Genomic DNA, 16,245 nt, shown 5'->3' on the forward strand with positions numbered 1-16,245 from the left:
CCGGCCCGGGTTCGCGGTCGTCACCCCAGGTCGGTACGGGCCTCGGCGAGGTGGCGGGCGATGCCGGCGGCGCCGGCGGCGGCACACAGCCGGTCGCCCTCGTCGAGCAGGGCCGCCGCACCCTCGCGGCGGCCCTCGGCATACGCCAGGTACGCCAGGCCGACCAGGTTGGCGGCCACCCCGGCGTCGAAGTGCAGCTCGCGCCGGAGCAGCGTGGACCGTTCCAGCAACTCGCGCGCCGCGGTCAGGTTGCCCTCCTGGTGGGCGGCGATGCCGAGGTGGCGCAGCAGGTACGACAGGGTGCGCCGATCGCCGGCGGCCTCGGCGAGTTCGACGCCCTGCTCGAACAGCGGCACCGCGGTCGCGCCGTCGCCGCGTACCACCTGGTGCACGCAGCCGACCCAGAACAGCGCCTCGGCCTCGCCGCGGGGGTCGCCCAGCGCCCGGTAGGTGGCGAGTGCCTGCTCGAACAGCGGCAGCTCGCGCGGGTCCTCGCTCGGATCGCTGTCGCGCCGGGCCAGGTACCCGGCGTGCCGGAGCCGCCCGCGGTGCAGCGCGGCGTCCGCGTCGAGTGCGTCCAGGCCCTGCTCGGCCGCCGGCAACCCGCTGCCGTCGCTCTGGAACACGGATCGCTCGTAGGCCTCGGCCGCCGCCGTCAGTCGTTCGTCGGTCACCATCGCTCCATCCTGCGCCCCCGAGATCGATCGCGGACTCCCGGTCAGGAGCCGGGCGTGATGAAGCCCGATTCGTACGCGAGGATGACCGCCTGGGTGCGGTCCCGCGCGCCGAGCTTGGCCAGCACGTTGCCGACGTGCGTCTTGACCGTCTCGACACCCAGGTAGAGCTCGGTGGCGATCTCCGCGTTCGACAGTCCGCGCGCCATCAGCCGGAGAACCTCGCCCTCCCGCCCGGTCAGCTTGGCGGCCGCCAGCCGGTCGCCGCCGCCGGTGTGTGCCGACCGCCCGGCGAGGGTACGGATCGCGGCCGGGAACAGCAGCGAATCGCCGCGCGCGACGGTCCGTACCGCCTGCACGATCTCGTCCGGCCGGGCCCGCTTGAGCAGGAAGCCGGCCGCACCGGCGCGCAGCGCCTCGTACACGTAGTCGTCGTTGGAGAACGTGGTGACCACCAGGATGCGGGGCGGGTCGTCGAACCGTTCGACCAGCGACCGGGTGGCCTGGATGCCGTCCACGTCGGGCATCCGGACGTCCATCAGCACCACGTCCGGCCGGGTCGAGCGGACCAGCGGCAGCACCTCGGCGCCGTCGGACGCCTCGCCGACCACCGTCAGGTCCGGTTCGGCGCCGAGCACCGCGGCCAGCCCGGCCCTTACCAGCGGCTCGTCGTCGGCGAGCAGGATCCGCACCGTCATGCCATTCTCCCGGTGTTCGTCACGAAGGGTGCCGTCCCTGCGGTAGTCGTCACGGGGCGTGCCCCAGCGGCAGCCGGACCGCGACCCGCCAGTCGCCGTCGGTCGGCGCGGCGGTCATCGTGCCGGACAGCAGCGCGACCCGTTCGGCGATGCCGGCGAGGCCGCGACCACCGGTCGGCCGGGTCGGGGCGTCCACTGTGGACAGTCTGTTGGTCAGCTCGAGCTCCAGCTCGTCCGCGGTCAGCCGCAACCGGAGGGTCACCGGCACCCGGCCGGCGTGCCGCAGCGCGTTGGTCAGGCATTCCTGCACGATCCGGTACGCCTCGCGCGACACCACCGCCGGTACCCCGGTGATGCGGTCCGGCACGCTCGCCCGTACCGGGACGCCGGTCGCCGCCGACGCCGACAGCAGCGCGGGCAGGTCGTCCAGGGTGCGCTGCGGCGCCCGCGGCGCGGACTCCTCGCGCAGCAGCCCGAGCACGTGGTCCAGGTCGGCGAGCGCGGCCCGACCGGTCTCCTCGATCGCGGCCAGCGCCCGCCGGGCGAACTCGGGGTCCGCATCGAGCACCCGCCCGGCCGCGCCGGCCTGCAACGTGGTCACCGTGAGCGCGTGCCCGACCGAGTCGTGCAGCTCCCGGGCCAGCCGGTTGCGCTCGGCCAGCCGGGCCGCGCTCGCCTCGACCTCGGCCAGCCGCTCGGCCGGGGACGGCCCGAGCAGCGGTGCCGCGATCCGCGCCATCGCCGCCCCCACCCCGGCCACGAGGTAGCCGAACACCAGCACCGTCGGTATCACGAGCACCAGCAGCCAGGCCGCCGACGCGCCGGTCGGCAACCCGGGCACCAGCGGGCGGGCGGCGAACGGTGCGGCCGCCAGGCTGATCACCCAGGACGCCGCAGCCAGCAGCGCGGCGCCGACCACCGCGCCGGCGACCAGGTGCAGCAGGAACCAGAGCGCGGCGCGCCAGCGGGCGTCGAAGTCGCGCGGTGCGGGCAGCGACTCGGGCAGCGCCACCTGCAGCAGGTTGCGGGCCGCGGCGCCCTCGACCACCCGTACCGAGGGGAGCAGCCCGAGCAGCGCCGGCGGCGCCACGGTGACGGCCAGAAACACCGGGGCGGCGAGCGGCAGCGGCAGCCGGCCCGCCGCGATCGCGCCGAGCACCACCGCGTCCAGCGACGCGAACGCGACCGCCAGCCCGCTGCCGAGCAGCAGGAACACCAGCCGCTGCCGGGTGCTGTGCGCGGTCAGCGGCCGTACCACCGGTGACCTGGTCGCTCGCATGCCGCCATTGTGCCGGTACCGGCCGAGCGGGCGCCCCGCTACGACGCGGGACCCACCTCCCCCGCCCGGGGGAGGGGTTCCGGCCGCCGCCGACCGGGTTGCGGCGCATGCTGGGGGAATGACGACAATCGCGGTACTGGGTACCGGAATCATGGGTCTGCCGATGGCGGCCAACTTGCTCGACGCGGGGTTCTCGGTCCGCGCCTGGAACCGGACGCCGGCCCGGGCCCGGCCGCTCGCCGACCGCGGCGCGGTCGTGGCCGCGACCCCGAGCGAGGCGGTGCTCGGCGCCGAGACCGTGCTCACGATGCTCTCCGACGGGCCCGCGGTCCGGGAGGTGATGCTCGGCCTCGGCGCGGAGCTGGGCGGTGGCCGGCTGTGGATCCAGGCCAGCACCGTCGGCACTGCGTACGCGGACGAGTTCGCCGGCCTGGCCGCGGCGCAGGGCCTGACGTACGTGGACTCGCCGGTGCTCGGTACCCGGCAGCCCGCCGAGCAGGGCGCGCTGGTCGTCCTGGCGTCCGGTCCGGACCAGGCGCGGGAGCGGTGCGCGCCGGTGTTCGACGCGATCGGGTCGCGCACCCTGTGGGTGGGGCCGGCCGGCGCCGGCAGCCGACTCAAGCTGGTGCTCAACTCGTGGCTGGAGACGCTGACCGTCGGTACCGCCGAGGCGCTGTCGCTCGCCGCCGCGCTCGGCCTCGACCCGCACCTGTTCCTGGACACGATCCGCGGTGGCGGCCTGGACGCCGGGTACGTGCAGGGCAAGGGCGCGGCGATGCTGGCCGGCGAGTTCCCGCCGAGTTTCCCGCTGTCGCTCGCGGTCAAGGACGCCCGGCTGGTCGGCGAGGCGGCCGCGGCGGCCGGACAGCCCGCGCCGCTCGCCGCCGCGGTACGCGCCCGGTACGAGCAGGCGCTCGCCGAGGGCCACGGCGCCGCCGACATGGCCGCCGTCTACCGCACGTACCGCAACTGACCGGCTCGGACCCGGATCAGTGGCTGCCGGCAGCAGTCGCGCGCGAGCCGGACGAACTCGTCGGTGGAGACGACCCGGCGACCCGGTTCCGCCCGCTGCTCCGCACCAGGACCCGGCCGGAGTCGTCGGCGGGCAGCTCGGCGACGGTGAAGAAGGCGGACCCGACGAACAACGCGTCGTGGGGGTCGGTCAGGTCGAACCCGTAGCGTATCGCTTGCGGCACCGGGGATCTCTCGGCCACGCGGAAGCCACCTGCCGATCGGGGACCGCTTCGGTCGAGTGAACGCAACGCGATCGTACGGCCGATCAGGTGTGGCCGGGCGGGAGCTGGGACGTCGGTCAGTCGGTGATCAGGTAGCGGGGGCCGGGGCCGTCGGTGGCGAGCATGTCGTGCGGGTTGCTCAGCTCGCACTTCTTCAGCGACAGGCAGCCGCAGCCGATGCAGCTGGCAAGCCGGTCCCGCAGCCGTTCCATCAGCTGGATCTGGTCGTCCAGCCGGCTGCGCCAGGCGCGGGACAGCCGGGCCCAGTCGCCGCGGGTCGGAGTACGGTTCTCCGGCAGCAGCGCAAGCGCGTCCCGGATCTCGTCCAGGCTCAGGCCGACCCGCTGGGCGATCCGGATGAACGCAACTCGGCGCAGCTCGCTGCGGGAGAACCGGCGCTGGTTGCCGCCGCTGCGGTCGGACTGCAGCAGGCCGAGCTTGTCGTAGTAGCGCAGCGCGGAGGCGGCGACGCCGCTGCGGGCGGCCAGTTCGCCGATGGTGAGGGTCTCGGGTAGCTCGCTCATCGTGCCAGTCTTCACATCCGGGTTGACTTAAACCTGACTTCAGGTTGCAGGCTACCGACATGACGACCGCAACGGAAGACCTCCTCGGGTACGAGGACCTGCCCGCGCTGTTGACCCGGATGACCGGTGACGAGAAGCACGAGCCGAGCGCGACCTCCACCCTGGACGTGCTGTGGGTGCTCTACGACCGGGTACTGCGGGTCGATCCGGACAACCTGCACGATCCGGCCCGCGACCGGTTCCTGCTCTCCAAGGGGCACGGACCGGCCGCGTACTACGCGGTACTGGCGGCGAAGGGGTTCTTCCCCACCGACCTGCTGGACGACTTCGGTTCGTACGACTCGCCGCTCGGGTACCACCCGGACCGGACCCGGCTGCCCGGCGTGGAGATCTCGTCCGGCTCGCTCGGCCACGGGCTGCCGCTCGGCGTCGGCGTCGCGCTCGGCCTCCGCGCCCAGGGCTTCCCCGATGCGCGGACCTACGTGCTGGTCGGTGATGCCGAGCTCGACGAGGGCAGCAACCACGAGGCGATCGCGTACGCCGGGGCGACCGGGCTGGCCAGCCTGACCGTCGTGGTGGTGGACAACCGGTCCGCGACGCATGGCTGGCCGGGCGGCATCGGCGCGCGCTTCGCCGCGCACGGCTGGTCCACGGCGACGGTGGACGGCCGCAACCACCGGGCGTTGGAGTCCGCCCTGACCACCCCGCTGCCCGGCCGTCCGCACGTCGTCGTGGCTACCGTCGAAGACAAGTACTGAGCCGTCGAGCACCGAGAGGACAGTCCACAATGGACATGCGAGAGACGTTCGTGGCCGGCACGACGGCGATCCTGGACGAGGACCCGCGTACCGCGCTGGTGCTCGCGGACATCTCGGCGGCGGCGTTCGAGCCGGTCCGCGAGCGGCACCCGGACCGGGTGCTCAACGTGGGTATCCGCGAGTCGCTGCTGGTCGGCGTCGCCGGCGGGCTGGCCCAGACCGGGCTGCGGCCGATCGCGCACAGCTACGCGCCGTTCCTGGTCGAGCGCGCGTTCGAGCAGATCAAGCTCGACTTCGGCAACCAGGACGGCCACGGCGTGCTGGTCAGCGTCGGCGCCTCGTACGACAACGCGCAGGCCGGCCGCAGCCACCACGCCCCCGGCGACGTCGCGCTGATCGACACGCTGCCCGGCTGGGAGGTCCGGGTACCGGGCCATCCGGACGAGGTCGACCCGCTGTTGCGGCACGCGGTCGGCGGCGACGGTTCGGTCTACCTGCGGCTGTCCACCCGCAGCAACGACGGCGCGCATGCCGGTACCGACGGCCGCCTGGTACCGCTGCGAACCGGTCACCGCGCCGTCGTCGTGGCGGTCGGGCCGATGTTGTCCGCGGTGCTCGCCGCCACGGTCGGCCTGGACGTGACCGTCGCGTACACCAACACGGTCCGGCCGTTCGACGCCGCCGGGCTGCGCGAGCTCGCCGGTGCCACGGGCGACACGGTGATCCTGGTCGAGCCGTACCTGGCCGGCACCTCGGCCCGGGTGGTCGACGACGCGCTGCTCGACCGTCCACATCGGACGCTCGGGCTCGGGGTGCGCCGGGTCGACCTGCACCGGTTCGGTACGCCGGCCGATCACGACGACGCGCACGGCCTCACCCCCGACGCCCTCCGCCACGCCATCGCCGGGTTCCTGCTGCCGCGGTGACGCGACGAGGGCGGCCGGGTGGCTGCGGGCGGACGCGGCACGTGCAGACCGGACGCCCGACCGGGCCGTCGGACCGCCCTGCCCTGCGAAGACCGAGCGCCCTGCTTGTGGCAAGACCGAGCGCCCTGCCCGGTGGCGGGACGGGGCCTCCTGCCCCGCGGTGCGGCGGGGCCTCCTGCCCTGCGGCGGGCCGGAGCGCCCTGCCCTACGGCGGGACGGAGCCTGCTGCCCTCCGATGAGACGGAGTGCCCTGCGCTGCGGTGGGACGGTGCGCCGAGCTCGGCCCACCGTCCACTGTGGTCAGAGGTGTCGCCGTCGGGCGAGGAACGTCGCCGCGAGCGCGACGCCGAGCAGCACGAGCGCGACGTTCACCCCGATCGCGACCCGGACGCCGGGCAGCACCGCCGGCCCGCCGGCCATCGCCGCGGTGGCGACCGCGGACAGCACCGGCGTACCCATCGTGATGCCGACCTGCTGTGCCATGGTGGCGAGGCCGGACGCCAGGCCCTGCTCGGCGGCGGGCAGGCCGGAGGTGGCGGTGACCATGAAGCCGACGATGACGACCATGTTGCCGATCCCGCCGACGAACGTGGCCGGCAGCAACAGCGCGAGCCAGCCGGGGTTCGCCCCGATCGCCAGCAGTGCACCGGTACCGGCCGCCTGCACCAGGCCGCCGAGCACCAGCGCGACCGTCGGCGAGGTGCGGGCGATCAGCCGGGGCGCCGCGATCCCGCCCAGCACCGTACCGACGCCGAGCACGCCGAAGGACAGCCCGGCGCCGAGCGTGGAGAACCCGAGCGTCTTCTGCAGGTACAGGGTGAGCAGGTAGACGAGCGAGGTCTCGGTGCCGAACGCGATCAGCCCGGCGATGTTGCCCCAGGCCACGGTGCGCCGGGTCAGGATGCGTACCGGTACCAGTGGTTCCGGTACCCGTCGTTCCACCAGGTAGAAGACGACGAGCAGGGCGGCGCCGGCGAGCAGCGGAACCAGCGCGGTCGGCCGGGCGAAGCCGTGCTCGCCGGCCTGGGTGAGCCCGTACACGATGCCGAGCAGGCCGACGGTGACGCTCAGCGCACCGGGCAGGTCGAGCCGCGGGCGTACCGGCGGTCGAGACTCGGCGATGACGGCCGGCGCGACGAGCAGTACCGCCACCGCGACGGGCACGTTGAGCAGGAACGACCAGCGCCAGGACAGCAGGTCGGTCAGTACGCCACCGAGGATGGCCCCGGTGGTGAAGCCGGCGGACATCAGCGCGCCGTTGAGGCCGAGCGCCTTCTGCCGTAACGGTCCGTCCGGGAACGACGTGGTCAGCAGGGCCAGACCGGCCGGAGTGACGGCGGCGGTGGCGAGACCCTGCGCGACCCGGGCCACGAGCAGCATGGTGGGGCTGGTGGCGAACCCGCCGAGCAGCGACGCGGCGGTGAGTACCGCGAGCCCGGCGAGGAAGATCCGCCTGCGGCCGACGAGGTCGCCGACCCGGCCGAGCAGCAGCGTGAACCCGGCCGCGGACAGCGCGAACGTGGTCGCGATCCACTGCAGCTCGGCGAGCCGGAAGCCCAGCCCGGCGCCGATGACGGGAAGCGCGACGTTGAGGATCGAGAAGTCGACCGCGAGCATGAACTGGGCGACGAGCAGGACGACCAGAGTGATCCGGAGCCGGCCGGTGATCCGGTTCGCGGGTGCGGCGACCGCGGTGCGAAGGGCGGGTGTGGACATGACGGTCCTTCCTTGACCGGCGGCGGACCGCAGTTAAATGGCACTATGGTTCCATTAGTGCCACACGGTAGCATCGGATCCCGGACTAATGAAACAGGAGTCCCGTTATGACTCGCGGCACACCCACACCCGGCACGGTCCGGCCCGGCGGTCGCACCGCCCGCGTCCGCGATGCGGTACTCGCGGCGGCCGGTGACGCGCTCGCCGAGTCCGGGTTCGCGGCGCTGGACCTGGCCGACGTGGCGCACCGGGCCGGTTGCGGCAAGACGACCGTCTACCGGCGCTGGGGCAGCACCTCGGCGCTCGCCGCGGATCTGCTGCGGGACATGGCCGACCAGTCGGTACCCCGGTCCGACCACGGCAGCCTGGCCGCCGACCTGCGGGCCAACGCCCGGCTCGTGGTCTCGACGCTCACCGATGCCCGGCAGGGCGCGCTGTTCACCGCGCTGATCGCCGCGGCGGCCGGCAACCCGGCCACGGCGGAGGCGCTGCACGGCTTCTACCGGCGCCGCATCGACGAGTGGGCCGGCTGCGTCGTCGCCGCGATCGACCGCGGCGAGGTGCCGGCCGGTACCGATCCGCGGGAGGTCGTCGCGGCGGTCTCGGCGCCGCTGTACTACCGGCTGCTCAACACCGGGGAGCCGCTGTCGGAGGCCGTCGCCGACCGCGCCGCCGCCGCGGTGACCGCCGCCGCGATCGCCGGCGCGTACCGCACCGACCCCCCACCGACCCACACCGCCTGACCACGGGCCTGCCGCAGTTGATCAAGGGATGGGGGCGCGACGTCCTGCAACGATGTGTCTGGATCCCTTGATCAACGCGCCGGTCCCTTGATCAACGCGGCGGTCCCTTGATCGACGGGGCGGGCGGTCGCCGGCACGCTGGCCGGGCCGGGCGACGGGCTTGATCGACGCGGCGGGGCTGAACGGTTCGGGCCGTCAGTCGACGAGCTCGCGGAGGATGCGGCCGAGCTTGCCGTTGCCGAGCAGGCCGCCGTGCCGGCTGAGCGGTGCGCTGCGCACCTTCATCTCGCCGAACGTCACGTTGCAGTGCAGCCGGATCGTCGGCGTGCCCTGCCGGCGCGGCACCGCGGCGAGGTTCGTGGTGCGCGAACCGAACAGCGAGCGCCCGTAGACCTCCACCTCGACGCCCTCCGGCACGGTGATCTTCACCTCGCCGCAGAACGTGCGTACCTCGATGTCGACGACGCCGTCGCGCACCACCTCGGCGTCCATCGTCGCCTCGCGCAGGTCGAGCTTGGTCGACCCGAACAGGGCGCGGACCCGGGTGTGCCGGGAGACCCGCCACCGCCCGTACTGCTTGTGCTCGCCGAAGACGGCGGAGATGACGGTCACCGGCTGGCTGGTGCCGACCGGCGGTGCGGCGGCCAGCCCGGCGGTGACCTCGGCGAGTTCCTCGCTGGTGTCGGCGGCCCAGGCGGCGCCGGCGCGGACGCCGAACTCCTCCAGGGTGAGCCGGCCCTCGCCGCAGGCACGCTGCAGCAGTTCGACGGCCGCCTCGCGGTCGGCGTCGGTCAGCGGTGGCGGCGGTACCGGCCGCAGGGGTTCGGGCTGCATGACGGCAGCGTACCAAGCGGAGACGTCATAGTGAAGTCATTGAGACGTCGCTCTTGCGGGGGCTGATGCCGGTCAGGCGGCGCGGATCGTGACCGGATGCCGGCCGAGCCGGAAGGCCGCCGCGATCCGACGCATCTGCCCCAGGTCCGATCCGTCCGACACCTGCAGCGGGCCGGAGACCGGCCCGGGTACCTCCGGCGCGGACAGCACCGCGCCGGCCATCACGATCGCCCACTGTTGCCCGGCGTACCGGCTGGTCGCGTCGCTGATCGCCCGCTGCCCGGCGGCACTGAACCGGACCGTCACCGACCAGCCGGTTTCCGGGTCGGTACCGGTGCGCACGCCGGTCACCTCGCGGCCGGACAGCACCGGCGGGCCCAGCCGGTACCGTTGCCCGGACCGGTCGCAGGCGGGCGGATCGCCGGGGGTGCAGCCGGGCGACGGGCTGGTGACGTCGAGCACCGGCCGCACCGACAGCTCGGTACGCACCGGCATCAGTGAACGCAGCCGGGGCAGCGCCGCGGCCCGCGCCGGCGGGACGGCGAGGACGATCCGGTCGCCGTGCACCTCGTACCGGGTGCCGGTGCCGGCGAGCAGGGCCAGCAGCCTGCCGGCGTCCACTCGGGTCGAGTCGTCGCCGCTGACGGTGAACGCGGCGGTGTGCCAGCTCGCCGGCCAGCCCCGATCGTCGTCCCGGGCCGCGTGGTAGAGCAGGTAGCCGGACAGTCCGGCACCACCCACGACCAGCAGCAGGCACACCACCAGGGCCACCACCAGGCCGACGTGGTGGCGCTCGGGGCAGGCTCGGCCCAGGGCGGCTCGGTCACCTCAGCCGTCCGGCTCCGGCACGGTGATCGTGGCCGGCGCCGGTACGCCGAACAGCAGGCCGACGACGTCGGAGACGGTGTGCGTGCCGTACGCGATGGTCGAGTGCGGCTGCACCTGGAACATGATCGCGATCGCGTACCGCTCGTCCGGGCCGGCGAAGCCGACCGAGTTGAGCACCCAGTGCTTGCCGTACGAGTCGGTCTCGAACGACCAGCCGTTCTTGTCGCCCGGACGCTGGTCGTGGCCGGCGGCCCAGACCCCCCACCGCTGGTTCGGCGCCACCCCGCGCATCGCGGACACCAGGTAGGCCCGGTCGTCCGGCGCGGTCTTCGTCAGCACGTAGCTCATCAGGTGCGACAGGTCCTCGGTGGTGCACTTGACGAAGCCCCAGTAGGTGCCGTCGGTGAACCCGGGCACGAAGTGCAGCCCGGACATCCCGAACACGTCCCGGAAGCGGGCCAGCTGGGCGTCCCCGCCGTACCGCTGCCAGAGCCGGTCCGACGCGTTCTCGTCGGAGAAGTTCAGCATGTTCGCCATGTCGGTACGGTCCGCGTCGCTCAGCGTGACCTCGCCGGCCCGCTGCCGCCGCAGGATGTCGGTGGCCATCGCCAGCTTGATCGTCGACGCGGTCCAGCCCGGGTGCGTCACCGGGCCGTGCTGCCAGCTCTTGCCGGTCTTGCGGTCGACGATCTGCACGCTCAGGTACGCGTTCGTCGCCGCGTGATCGTCCATGTACTTCCTGGCCGCCGCGTACCGCCGCTGCTGCACGCAATCCGCGTCGCACTTCTTGCTCGGCGCCGCCGACGGTGTGGGTGAACCGCTGGTACGGACCGGGGTTGGTGCGCTGCCGCCGGCGGTGCCGCCGCGCTTCGGCTCCGCGCCGCTGCCGTGCCGCCACCAGGCCACCCCGCCACCGGCGGCGAGCAGCACCAGGACGACCCCGGCGGACGCCAGAACCAGGCGCCGGCGACCCGAACGCCGGTACCGGTGACTGCCACCTCGCTGCCCACCCATGACGCTCGGACGCTACCGCATCAGGCCCCACCGGCCACCCGGCCGCCGGCGGGCCGCCGCGCGTTGCGCGGACAGGGCAGAATCCCTGCAAGCCCCCACCTGAGGAGGTGGCTACATGAGCGCACCGGCCCCGTACCCGTCCCCGGCCATGCCTCCGGCCACGAACCCGCCCGTACCGGTGCGACCCGCCCGTAGCGGACCGCCCGGCTGGGTCGGCCTGCTGCTCGCCCTGCCGATGGCGCTCGGCTGGCTGTACTGGCTCGTCGTCCCGACCGTACAGACCGTGATCCAGGCGTTCACCGGCAAGGCGCCGGGCATCGCCGCCAAATCGTTGCCCGGCAGCGCGACCGCGCACGGCGGGGACTTCGGCGATCCGCTTGGCACGGTCGGTAACACCCTGATCGAGGCGGCGCTGCCCACCCTGGTGATGCTGATCGTGGTGCCGCTGCTGTCCTTCGCCGCCGCCGAGGCGCCGACCGTACTGCGTCGTGTCGTCCGCGCGCTGCTCGCCGTGCTGGCCGCCGGCTTCGCCCCGGCCGTGGTCGTCCTGGCCTGGGCGCACCTGAGCTACCGCCCGGACGGCTTCGGACGCGGGCTGCTGCAGTCGGCGCCGAAGCTGGCCGTCCTGGTCACCCTGGCGACGATCGGCCTGATCGCCGGGATCGGGGTCAGCGTGCTGCTCGCCGCGCTGCGCCGGCGTGCCACCGACCGCCCGGGCCGTACCCTCGGCGGCGCCGTCGTGACCTGGGCGGTGCTCGTGCTCGGCACGTTCGCGATCGGGCTGCAGGCGATCAGCCTGACGATGATGCTCGCGCCCGGTCGAGCCACCACCTCGCTCGGCATCCGCGCGTTCCAGGACGCGTTCATGACGTTGCGGTTCGGCCAGGCCGCCGCCGACAGCACGATGCTGCTGATCCCGGTCGCGGTGCTCGGCCTGGCCGCCGGTCTGATCGTGATCCTGACCCGGCCCCGGCTCGAACTCGACCGGCCCGGCCCGGCCGCCGGCCCGCTGGCTCGGCCCAGCTCGGGCCGCGCCGTGGTGCTCGGCGTGCTCGCACTCGCCGGCGCCGTCGCGCTGCTCGCGGTCGAGGCGTACCCCCGGCTCGGCCTGCTCACCGAGCAGCACACCTCGTCCGGCCCCGCCTCGTCCGGCGGCACGCTCACCGGCGCGCTGCTGCCCGCGCTGCTCGCGACGCTCGTCCAGCTGCTCCTCGCGTACCCGGCGGGGATCGGGATCGGCGCGTTCCGGCCGCTCGGCCGGCACAGCCACTGGCTGCTGCTGCCGTTCATGCCGTGGCTGTTCGTGACGGTGACGCCGCTGCTGACCGTGTCGGTGCAGTCGGCGATGGCGGACGACCAGCTGAACACGTTCCTCGGCGCCATCCCGCCGATCCTGGTCAGCGTGCCGGCGCTGCTGGTGTTCACGCTGTTCGGCGCCGGTCACGGGTACCGCTGGCGCGCCGCCCAGGCGGCCCGCCGGCCGGCCGCCTTCCTGCGTACCGTGCTGGTGCCGTCGCTGCCGCTGCTCGGCGTCGTGGCCATGGCCACCTGGCTGTACCAGGCGCACGACTACCTCTGGCGCTACTCCGTCGTCACCGACATGAAGCACGCCGCCGCGGACGTGGCGGTGCTGCGGCAGCTGAACGCGTACAGCGTGGGCTGGCCGAGCCCGGGACAGCTGCTCGCGGCCGCGCCGCTGGCGATCCCGGCCCTGCTGGTCTTCGCCGTCGCCCAGATCTGGTACCTCGACCGGCTCGCGCTGCGGCTCGGTGACCCCGACCAGGAGCCCGGTGCCGTCGCCGCGGGCGGCCCGTGGCGCGGCGGGCCCGGCCCCGCCTTCGGTGACCCACCCGGCGGGGCGGCCGGCCCGGCCTTCGGCGGGCCCGACCAGGCCGGGCCACGGCTCGGTGGCCTTCCCCCGGCCGCCTTCCCGCCGGGCGCCCCGCAGCCGCCCCCGGGTGGTCCGCAGCCTGCCCCGGGCATGCCACCCGGTGCTCCGCGGGGCCCGGGGATGTCGCCCGGCCCGGGGGCGTCGCCCGGCACGCCACCGGGACCGGGTGCGTCGCCCGGCGGGCCGGGGATGCCGTCGGCTGGTCCGGGCGGTCGACCCGGCACCGGGGCTCCGTTTCCGGGCCAGCCCGGCCCGAGCCTCGGCGGCGCCCCGCCGGCCTTCCCGGCACGCCCCGGCGGACCTCCGGCGCCACCCGCGCCCGGCGGCCCCTCGGGCACCCCGCCGGCCGCACCGCCGGGAACGTCGACGCCGGATGGTTCGGCCGGAGTATCGCCGTGGGAACGCGGCGCAGGGGACGACACACGGTGAGCGACGGGGCGACTTCGGTGTGAAACGTGTGTTTCGGGGCGGTCGTGGTTCCGGTAGCGTTTCACCCTCCCATCGACCGCCGACGAAGAGTGAGGCGTCGTGCCCACGCCCCGTCCTGCCCGAATCCTCGGCGCCATCCTGCTGATCCCCGCCGCCGTCCTGCTCGTCGTCGGGTTGCTGGTGCCGTTCCTCCGACTGCTCGCGGTTGCGGCGGTCACCACCTCGACCGCCGGCGACTCCCGGTTCACCGGCTTCGCCGCGTTCCGTGACCTGCCCGGCCGGTACTGGCACAGCTACCTCGGCGCGATCGCGCTGATCGGGCTGCCGCTGCTGGTGTCCCTGCTCGTCGCGCCGGCCATGGCGTACGTGCTGCGCCGCGCGGTCACCCCGGCCCGGCTCGCGGCCCGGGCGATCGCCGCCGTCCTGCTCGCCGGGTGTGCGCCGCTGGTGATCACCGTCGGGTGGCCGGGGCTGCGGCACCGGGTGTTCGCCGGCCCGCCCGCGCTCGACCTGGCGGTACTGGCCGGCACCCTGCTCGCGGTGGCACTCGGGGTGGCGCTGCTCGCGACGCTCACCGCCGGTACCGGCCGGTCTCTCGCCGCGGTCGCCGGCGTGCTGGTGCTCGCTACGCTCGCGCTCGGCTGGCAGCTGATCACCGTGCCCGGCCAGGTCGGCTCGTCGGTCACCGGCGGTTCCGGGGGCCTGTGGACACCCGCGTACGCGGCGCGGTTCGCGCTGTCCGCCGGCGACGAGCAGTACGGGTCGCGTCGCGCCGCGATGGCCGTCGTGCTGCTCGTCGTGGTCGGCGCCTGCGGCCTGGCGGCCTGGCTCGGTGGGCTGTTGCTGCGGCCACGGCTGGTACTGGCGGCGCGCCGATCCGAGCCGCTGGCACCGCCCGCCCACCGGCGCGACGCGGTCCATCTCGCCGCGGGCGCGGCGCTCGCGGTCCTGGTGGTGGCGGCGCTGGCCGCGGTGCTGATCCCGATCCCGGCGGCGAGTGGTCGGCCCGACCCGTTCGTCCGATTGCTCGGTACCGCGCTGGCCGGGCCCGCGCTCGTCTCGCTGGGCGCCGTCGTGATCGCCGCCGCGGCCGGCATCGCGATCGGTGCGTTGCGGCCGGCCGGCCAGCACAGCTGGTGGCTGCTACTGCCGTTCGCGCCGGCCCTGTTCGTCACCATGGGGCCGCTGGAGGCGCTGGACCGGCAGTTCGATCCGGCGCCGGCCGGGCTGATCTGCGTACCGGCGGTGTTCGGGTTCGCGCTGCTCGCCGCCGGTCACCGGGACCGGTGGCTGCGCCGGCGCGGCACCGGCGACCGGTTCGCCTGGCGTGCCCTGCTCGCCCCGGCCGCGCCCTTCGCGGTACTCGCCTGGTTGGCCGCGCTGCTGGTCGAGACGGTCGATCCGGCCGGCGCCGGCACGATGCTCGACCGCCTCGGCGTGACCAGCTCCACCGCGGTGCTGCTCGTCGCGCCGCTCGCGGTGCTCGCCGCGGTCCTGCTGATCGTCCTGCAGCTCGGCTACCTGGACCGGCTGACTCTGGTCGTGGCGACCGACACCACCGACCCGACCGGTCCCGAAGCTGACGCGCCGGCCGCGTCGCCCGATGGCGCGGACTCCGTTGTCCCGCATGCGAAAGACGACAGCGGTACGGAGACCGCCGAGGCGGCGCCGGTGCGCCGGGGCCGCGGTCTGCGCCGGTCGCGGCGAGCGTCCGGCGCCACGCCGTCGCAGGACGCGGCCGGCGACCCGAACGGCGCCGACGCGCCGACGACCGCCGGTCCGGATCCGGTACCGGCGGGGGCGGCCGCCGCGTCGCCGGCCGCCGGGCAGGCGCCGGCCGACGACGAGATGAGCGAGTGGCTCGGCTCGCTGCGCGGCACGGACCCGAAGCGCGCGCAGTCGGTGGACGAGATGCCGGCGAAGCGCGCCGCGACCCCGCGCCAGCGACGGGCCGGTGCTGCATCCGGTACCTCGAAGCCGGCCGCGAAACGGACCGGCACCGCCCGGGCGGCCGGCTCCGCGAAGGCGGCCGGCGAGCCGGACGCCGCCGACTCCGCGAACGTGGCGGGCGAGCCGTCGGCCGGCTCCGCGCAGGCGGCCGGTACGCAGGCGGCAAGCACCGCGAACGCCGAGCGCTCGGCCGGAGCGGCGCCGGACGCCGACGTGCCGCCGCAGCCGGGCCGGCCGGCGGCGAGCGACGGGTCGGCGCGCGGGGAGGCGGGTGACGACGGGCAGGCCGGCGTCGGCGCCGCCCCGAAGGACGCCGGCACCGGCAACCACCGCGACGCGGGCACACCGGGTCGGGCCGCGAAGCGGGCGGCGGGCGCCGGCAAGCGGCGCAACGCGAAGAAGCCGCCGGCACCACGAGCGGCCGAGGAGTCCATTGTGGACAAAGCCGGCCCCGGGGACGCCTGACCGGCCCGGCACCGCGGACGAACGGCGCCGCGTGCCCGGCCGACCGACCCCGACACCCAGCTTCGGTCCGGTCACCTGCGTGCGACCCCACCTACGATGCGGTCGCACGTGCCTGCGACTGACTCCATCCCACGCCTTCGTCCCGGTCACCCGGTACGACTCGCCGTCGAGGCGGGCGCGGGTGGTCAGCGTGGCCCTGCGGTGTGGTTCCACGTGTTCGCGGGTCGCCCCACCTGCGGTGTGGCGCCGCGTGCTTGCGGGTCGCCCCACCTGCGTGTGGC

15 protein-coding genes are annotated in these 16,245 nt (G+C 74.8%); 6 read left to right on the forward strand and 9 right to left on the reverse strand.

The window, feature by feature from the left end:
• Window positions 1-20: 20 nt before the first annotated feature.
• From Asera_RS06700 to Asera_RS06710, 3 genes are read right to left on the reverse strand one after another with little or no spacing between them, the layout of a single operon-like run.
• Window positions 21-677 carry a hypothetical protein gene (locus Asera_RS06700; protein ID WP_030445470.1) on the reverse strand — a complete coding sequence of 219 codons (657 nt, stop codon included), beginning with the start codon at window positions 675-677 and terminating at the stop codon, window positions 21-23.
• A gap of 41 nt (window positions 678-718) precedes the next feature.
• Complete coding sequence (locus Asera_RS06705; protein ID WP_030445471.1) at window positions 719-1,372, reverse strand: response regulator transcription factor; 654 nt, start codon at window positions 1,370-1,372, stop codon at window positions 719-721.
• Between the two features lie 49 nt (window positions 1,373-1,421).
• The gene (locus Asera_RS06710) at window positions 1,422-2,651 is read right to left on the reverse strand and encodes a sensor histidine kinase (protein ID WP_030445472.1); all 1,230 of its coding nucleotides are present in this window, start codon (window positions 2,649-2,651) and stop codon (window positions 1,422-1,424) included.
• 118 nt (window positions 2,652-2,769) lie between these two features.
• Here Asera_RS06710 and Asera_RS06715 point away from each other — a divergent pair, with 118 nt between their 5' ends.
• Entirely contained in the window at window positions 2,770-3,624 is an 855-nt protein-coding gene (locus tag Asera_RS06715) for an NAD(P)-dependent oxidoreductase (protein WP_030445473.1), read from the forward strand.
• A 16-nt stretch (window positions 3,625-3,640) separates the two neighbouring features.
• Here the strand turns inward: Asera_RS06715 and Asera_RS06720 are convergent, their stop codons facing one another.
• On the reverse strand, window positions 3,641-3,847 hold the full coding sequence (locus Asera_RS06720) for a hypothetical protein (protein WP_030445474.1): 207 nt from the start codon (window positions 3,845-3,847) through the stop codon (window positions 3,641-3,643).
• A gap of 116 nt (window positions 3,848-3,963) precedes the next feature.
• Window positions 3,964-4,410 carry a redox-sensitive transcriptional activator SoxR gene (gene soxR / locus Asera_RS06725; RefSeq protein ID WP_030445475.1) on the reverse strand — a complete coding sequence of 149 codons (447 nt, stop codon included), beginning with the start codon at window positions 4,408-4,410 and terminating at the stop codon, window positions 3,964-3,966.
• Between the two features lie 59 nt (window positions 4,411-4,469).
• Here soxR and Asera_RS06730 point away from each other — a divergent pair, with 59 nt between their 5' ends.
• Both Asera_RS06730 and Asera_RS06735 read left to right on the forward strand, forming a co-directional pair.
• Window positions 4,470-5,168 (forward strand): thiamine pyrophosphate-dependent enzyme, encoded by a 699-nt coding sequence (locus Asera_RS06730; protein WP_030445476.1) that lies wholly within the window; start codon window positions 4,470-4,472, stop codon window positions 5,166-5,168.
• Window positions 5,169-5,203: 35 nt separating this feature from the next.
• Entirely contained in the window at window positions 5,204-6,094 is an 891-nt protein-coding gene (locus tag Asera_RS06735; RefSeq protein WP_030445477.1) for a transketolase family protein, read from the forward strand.
• A 300-nt stretch (window positions 6,095-6,394) separates the two neighbouring features.
• Here Asera_RS06735 and Asera_RS06740 read toward each other — a convergent pair whose 3' ends face one another.
• Window positions 6,395-7,810 (reverse strand): MFS transporter, encoded by a 1,416-nt coding sequence (locus tag Asera_RS06740; RefSeq protein WP_030445478.1) that lies wholly within the window; start codon window positions 7,808-7,810, stop codon window positions 6,395-6,397.
• 107 nt (window positions 7,811-7,917) lie between these two features.
• Between Asera_RS06740 and Asera_RS06745 the strand changes: the two genes are divergently transcribed.
• Window positions 7,918-8,553, forward strand: coding sequence for a TetR/AcrR family transcriptional regulator (locus Asera_RS06745; protein WP_030445479.1), 636 nt, complete (start codon window positions 7,918-7,920; stop codon window positions 8,551-8,553).
• A 195-nt stretch (window positions 8,554-8,748) separates the two neighbouring features.
• Here the strand turns inward: Asera_RS06745 and Asera_RS06750 are convergent, their stop codons facing one another.
• From Asera_RS06750 to Asera_RS06760, 3 genes are all read right to left on the reverse strand, one after another.
• Window positions 8,749-9,387 carry a DUF1707 SHOCT-like domain-containing protein gene (locus Asera_RS06750; protein WP_051802015.1) on the reverse strand — a complete coding sequence of 213 codons (639 nt, stop codon included), beginning with the start codon at window positions 9,385-9,387 and terminating at the stop codon, window positions 8,749-8,751.
• A gap of 72 nt (window positions 9,388-9,459) precedes the next feature.
• The gene (locus tag Asera_RS06755; RefSeq protein ID WP_212804520.1) at window positions 9,460-10,161 is read right to left on the reverse strand and encodes a SecDF P1 head subdomain-containing protein; all 702 of its coding nucleotides are present in this window, start codon (window positions 10,159-10,161) and stop codon (window positions 9,460-9,462) included.
• Between the two features lie 54 nt (window positions 10,162-10,215).
• On the reverse strand, window positions 10,216-11,229 hold the full coding sequence (locus tag Asera_RS06760; protein ID WP_051802016.1) for a serine hydrolase: 1,014 nt from the start codon (window positions 11,227-11,229) through the stop codon (window positions 10,216-10,218).
• Between the two features lie 115 nt (window positions 11,230-11,344).
• Here Asera_RS06760 and Asera_RS06765 point away from each other — a divergent pair, with 115 nt between their 5' ends.
• Both Asera_RS06765 and Asera_RS06770 read left to right on the forward strand, forming a co-directional pair.
• Window positions 11,345-13,549: a hypothetical protein gene (locus Asera_RS06765; protein ID WP_157034723.1), complete on the forward strand. Its 2,205-nt coding sequence runs from the start codon at window positions 11,345-11,347 to the stop codon at window positions 13,547-13,549.
• 99 nt (window positions 13,550-13,648) lie between these two features.
• The gene (locus tag Asera_RS06770; protein ID WP_030445484.1) at window positions 13,649-15,964 is read left to right on the forward strand and encodes a hypothetical protein; all 2,316 of its coding nucleotides are present in this window, start codon (window positions 13,649-13,651) and stop codon (window positions 15,962-15,964) included.
• Window positions 15,965-16,245 lie beyond the last annotated feature (281 nt).

It is taken from the genome of Actinocatenispora sera, from assembly GCF_018324685.1.
Lineage (GTDB): Bacteria > Actinomycetota > Actinomycetes > Mycobacteriales > Micromonosporaceae > Actinocatenispora > Actinocatenispora sera.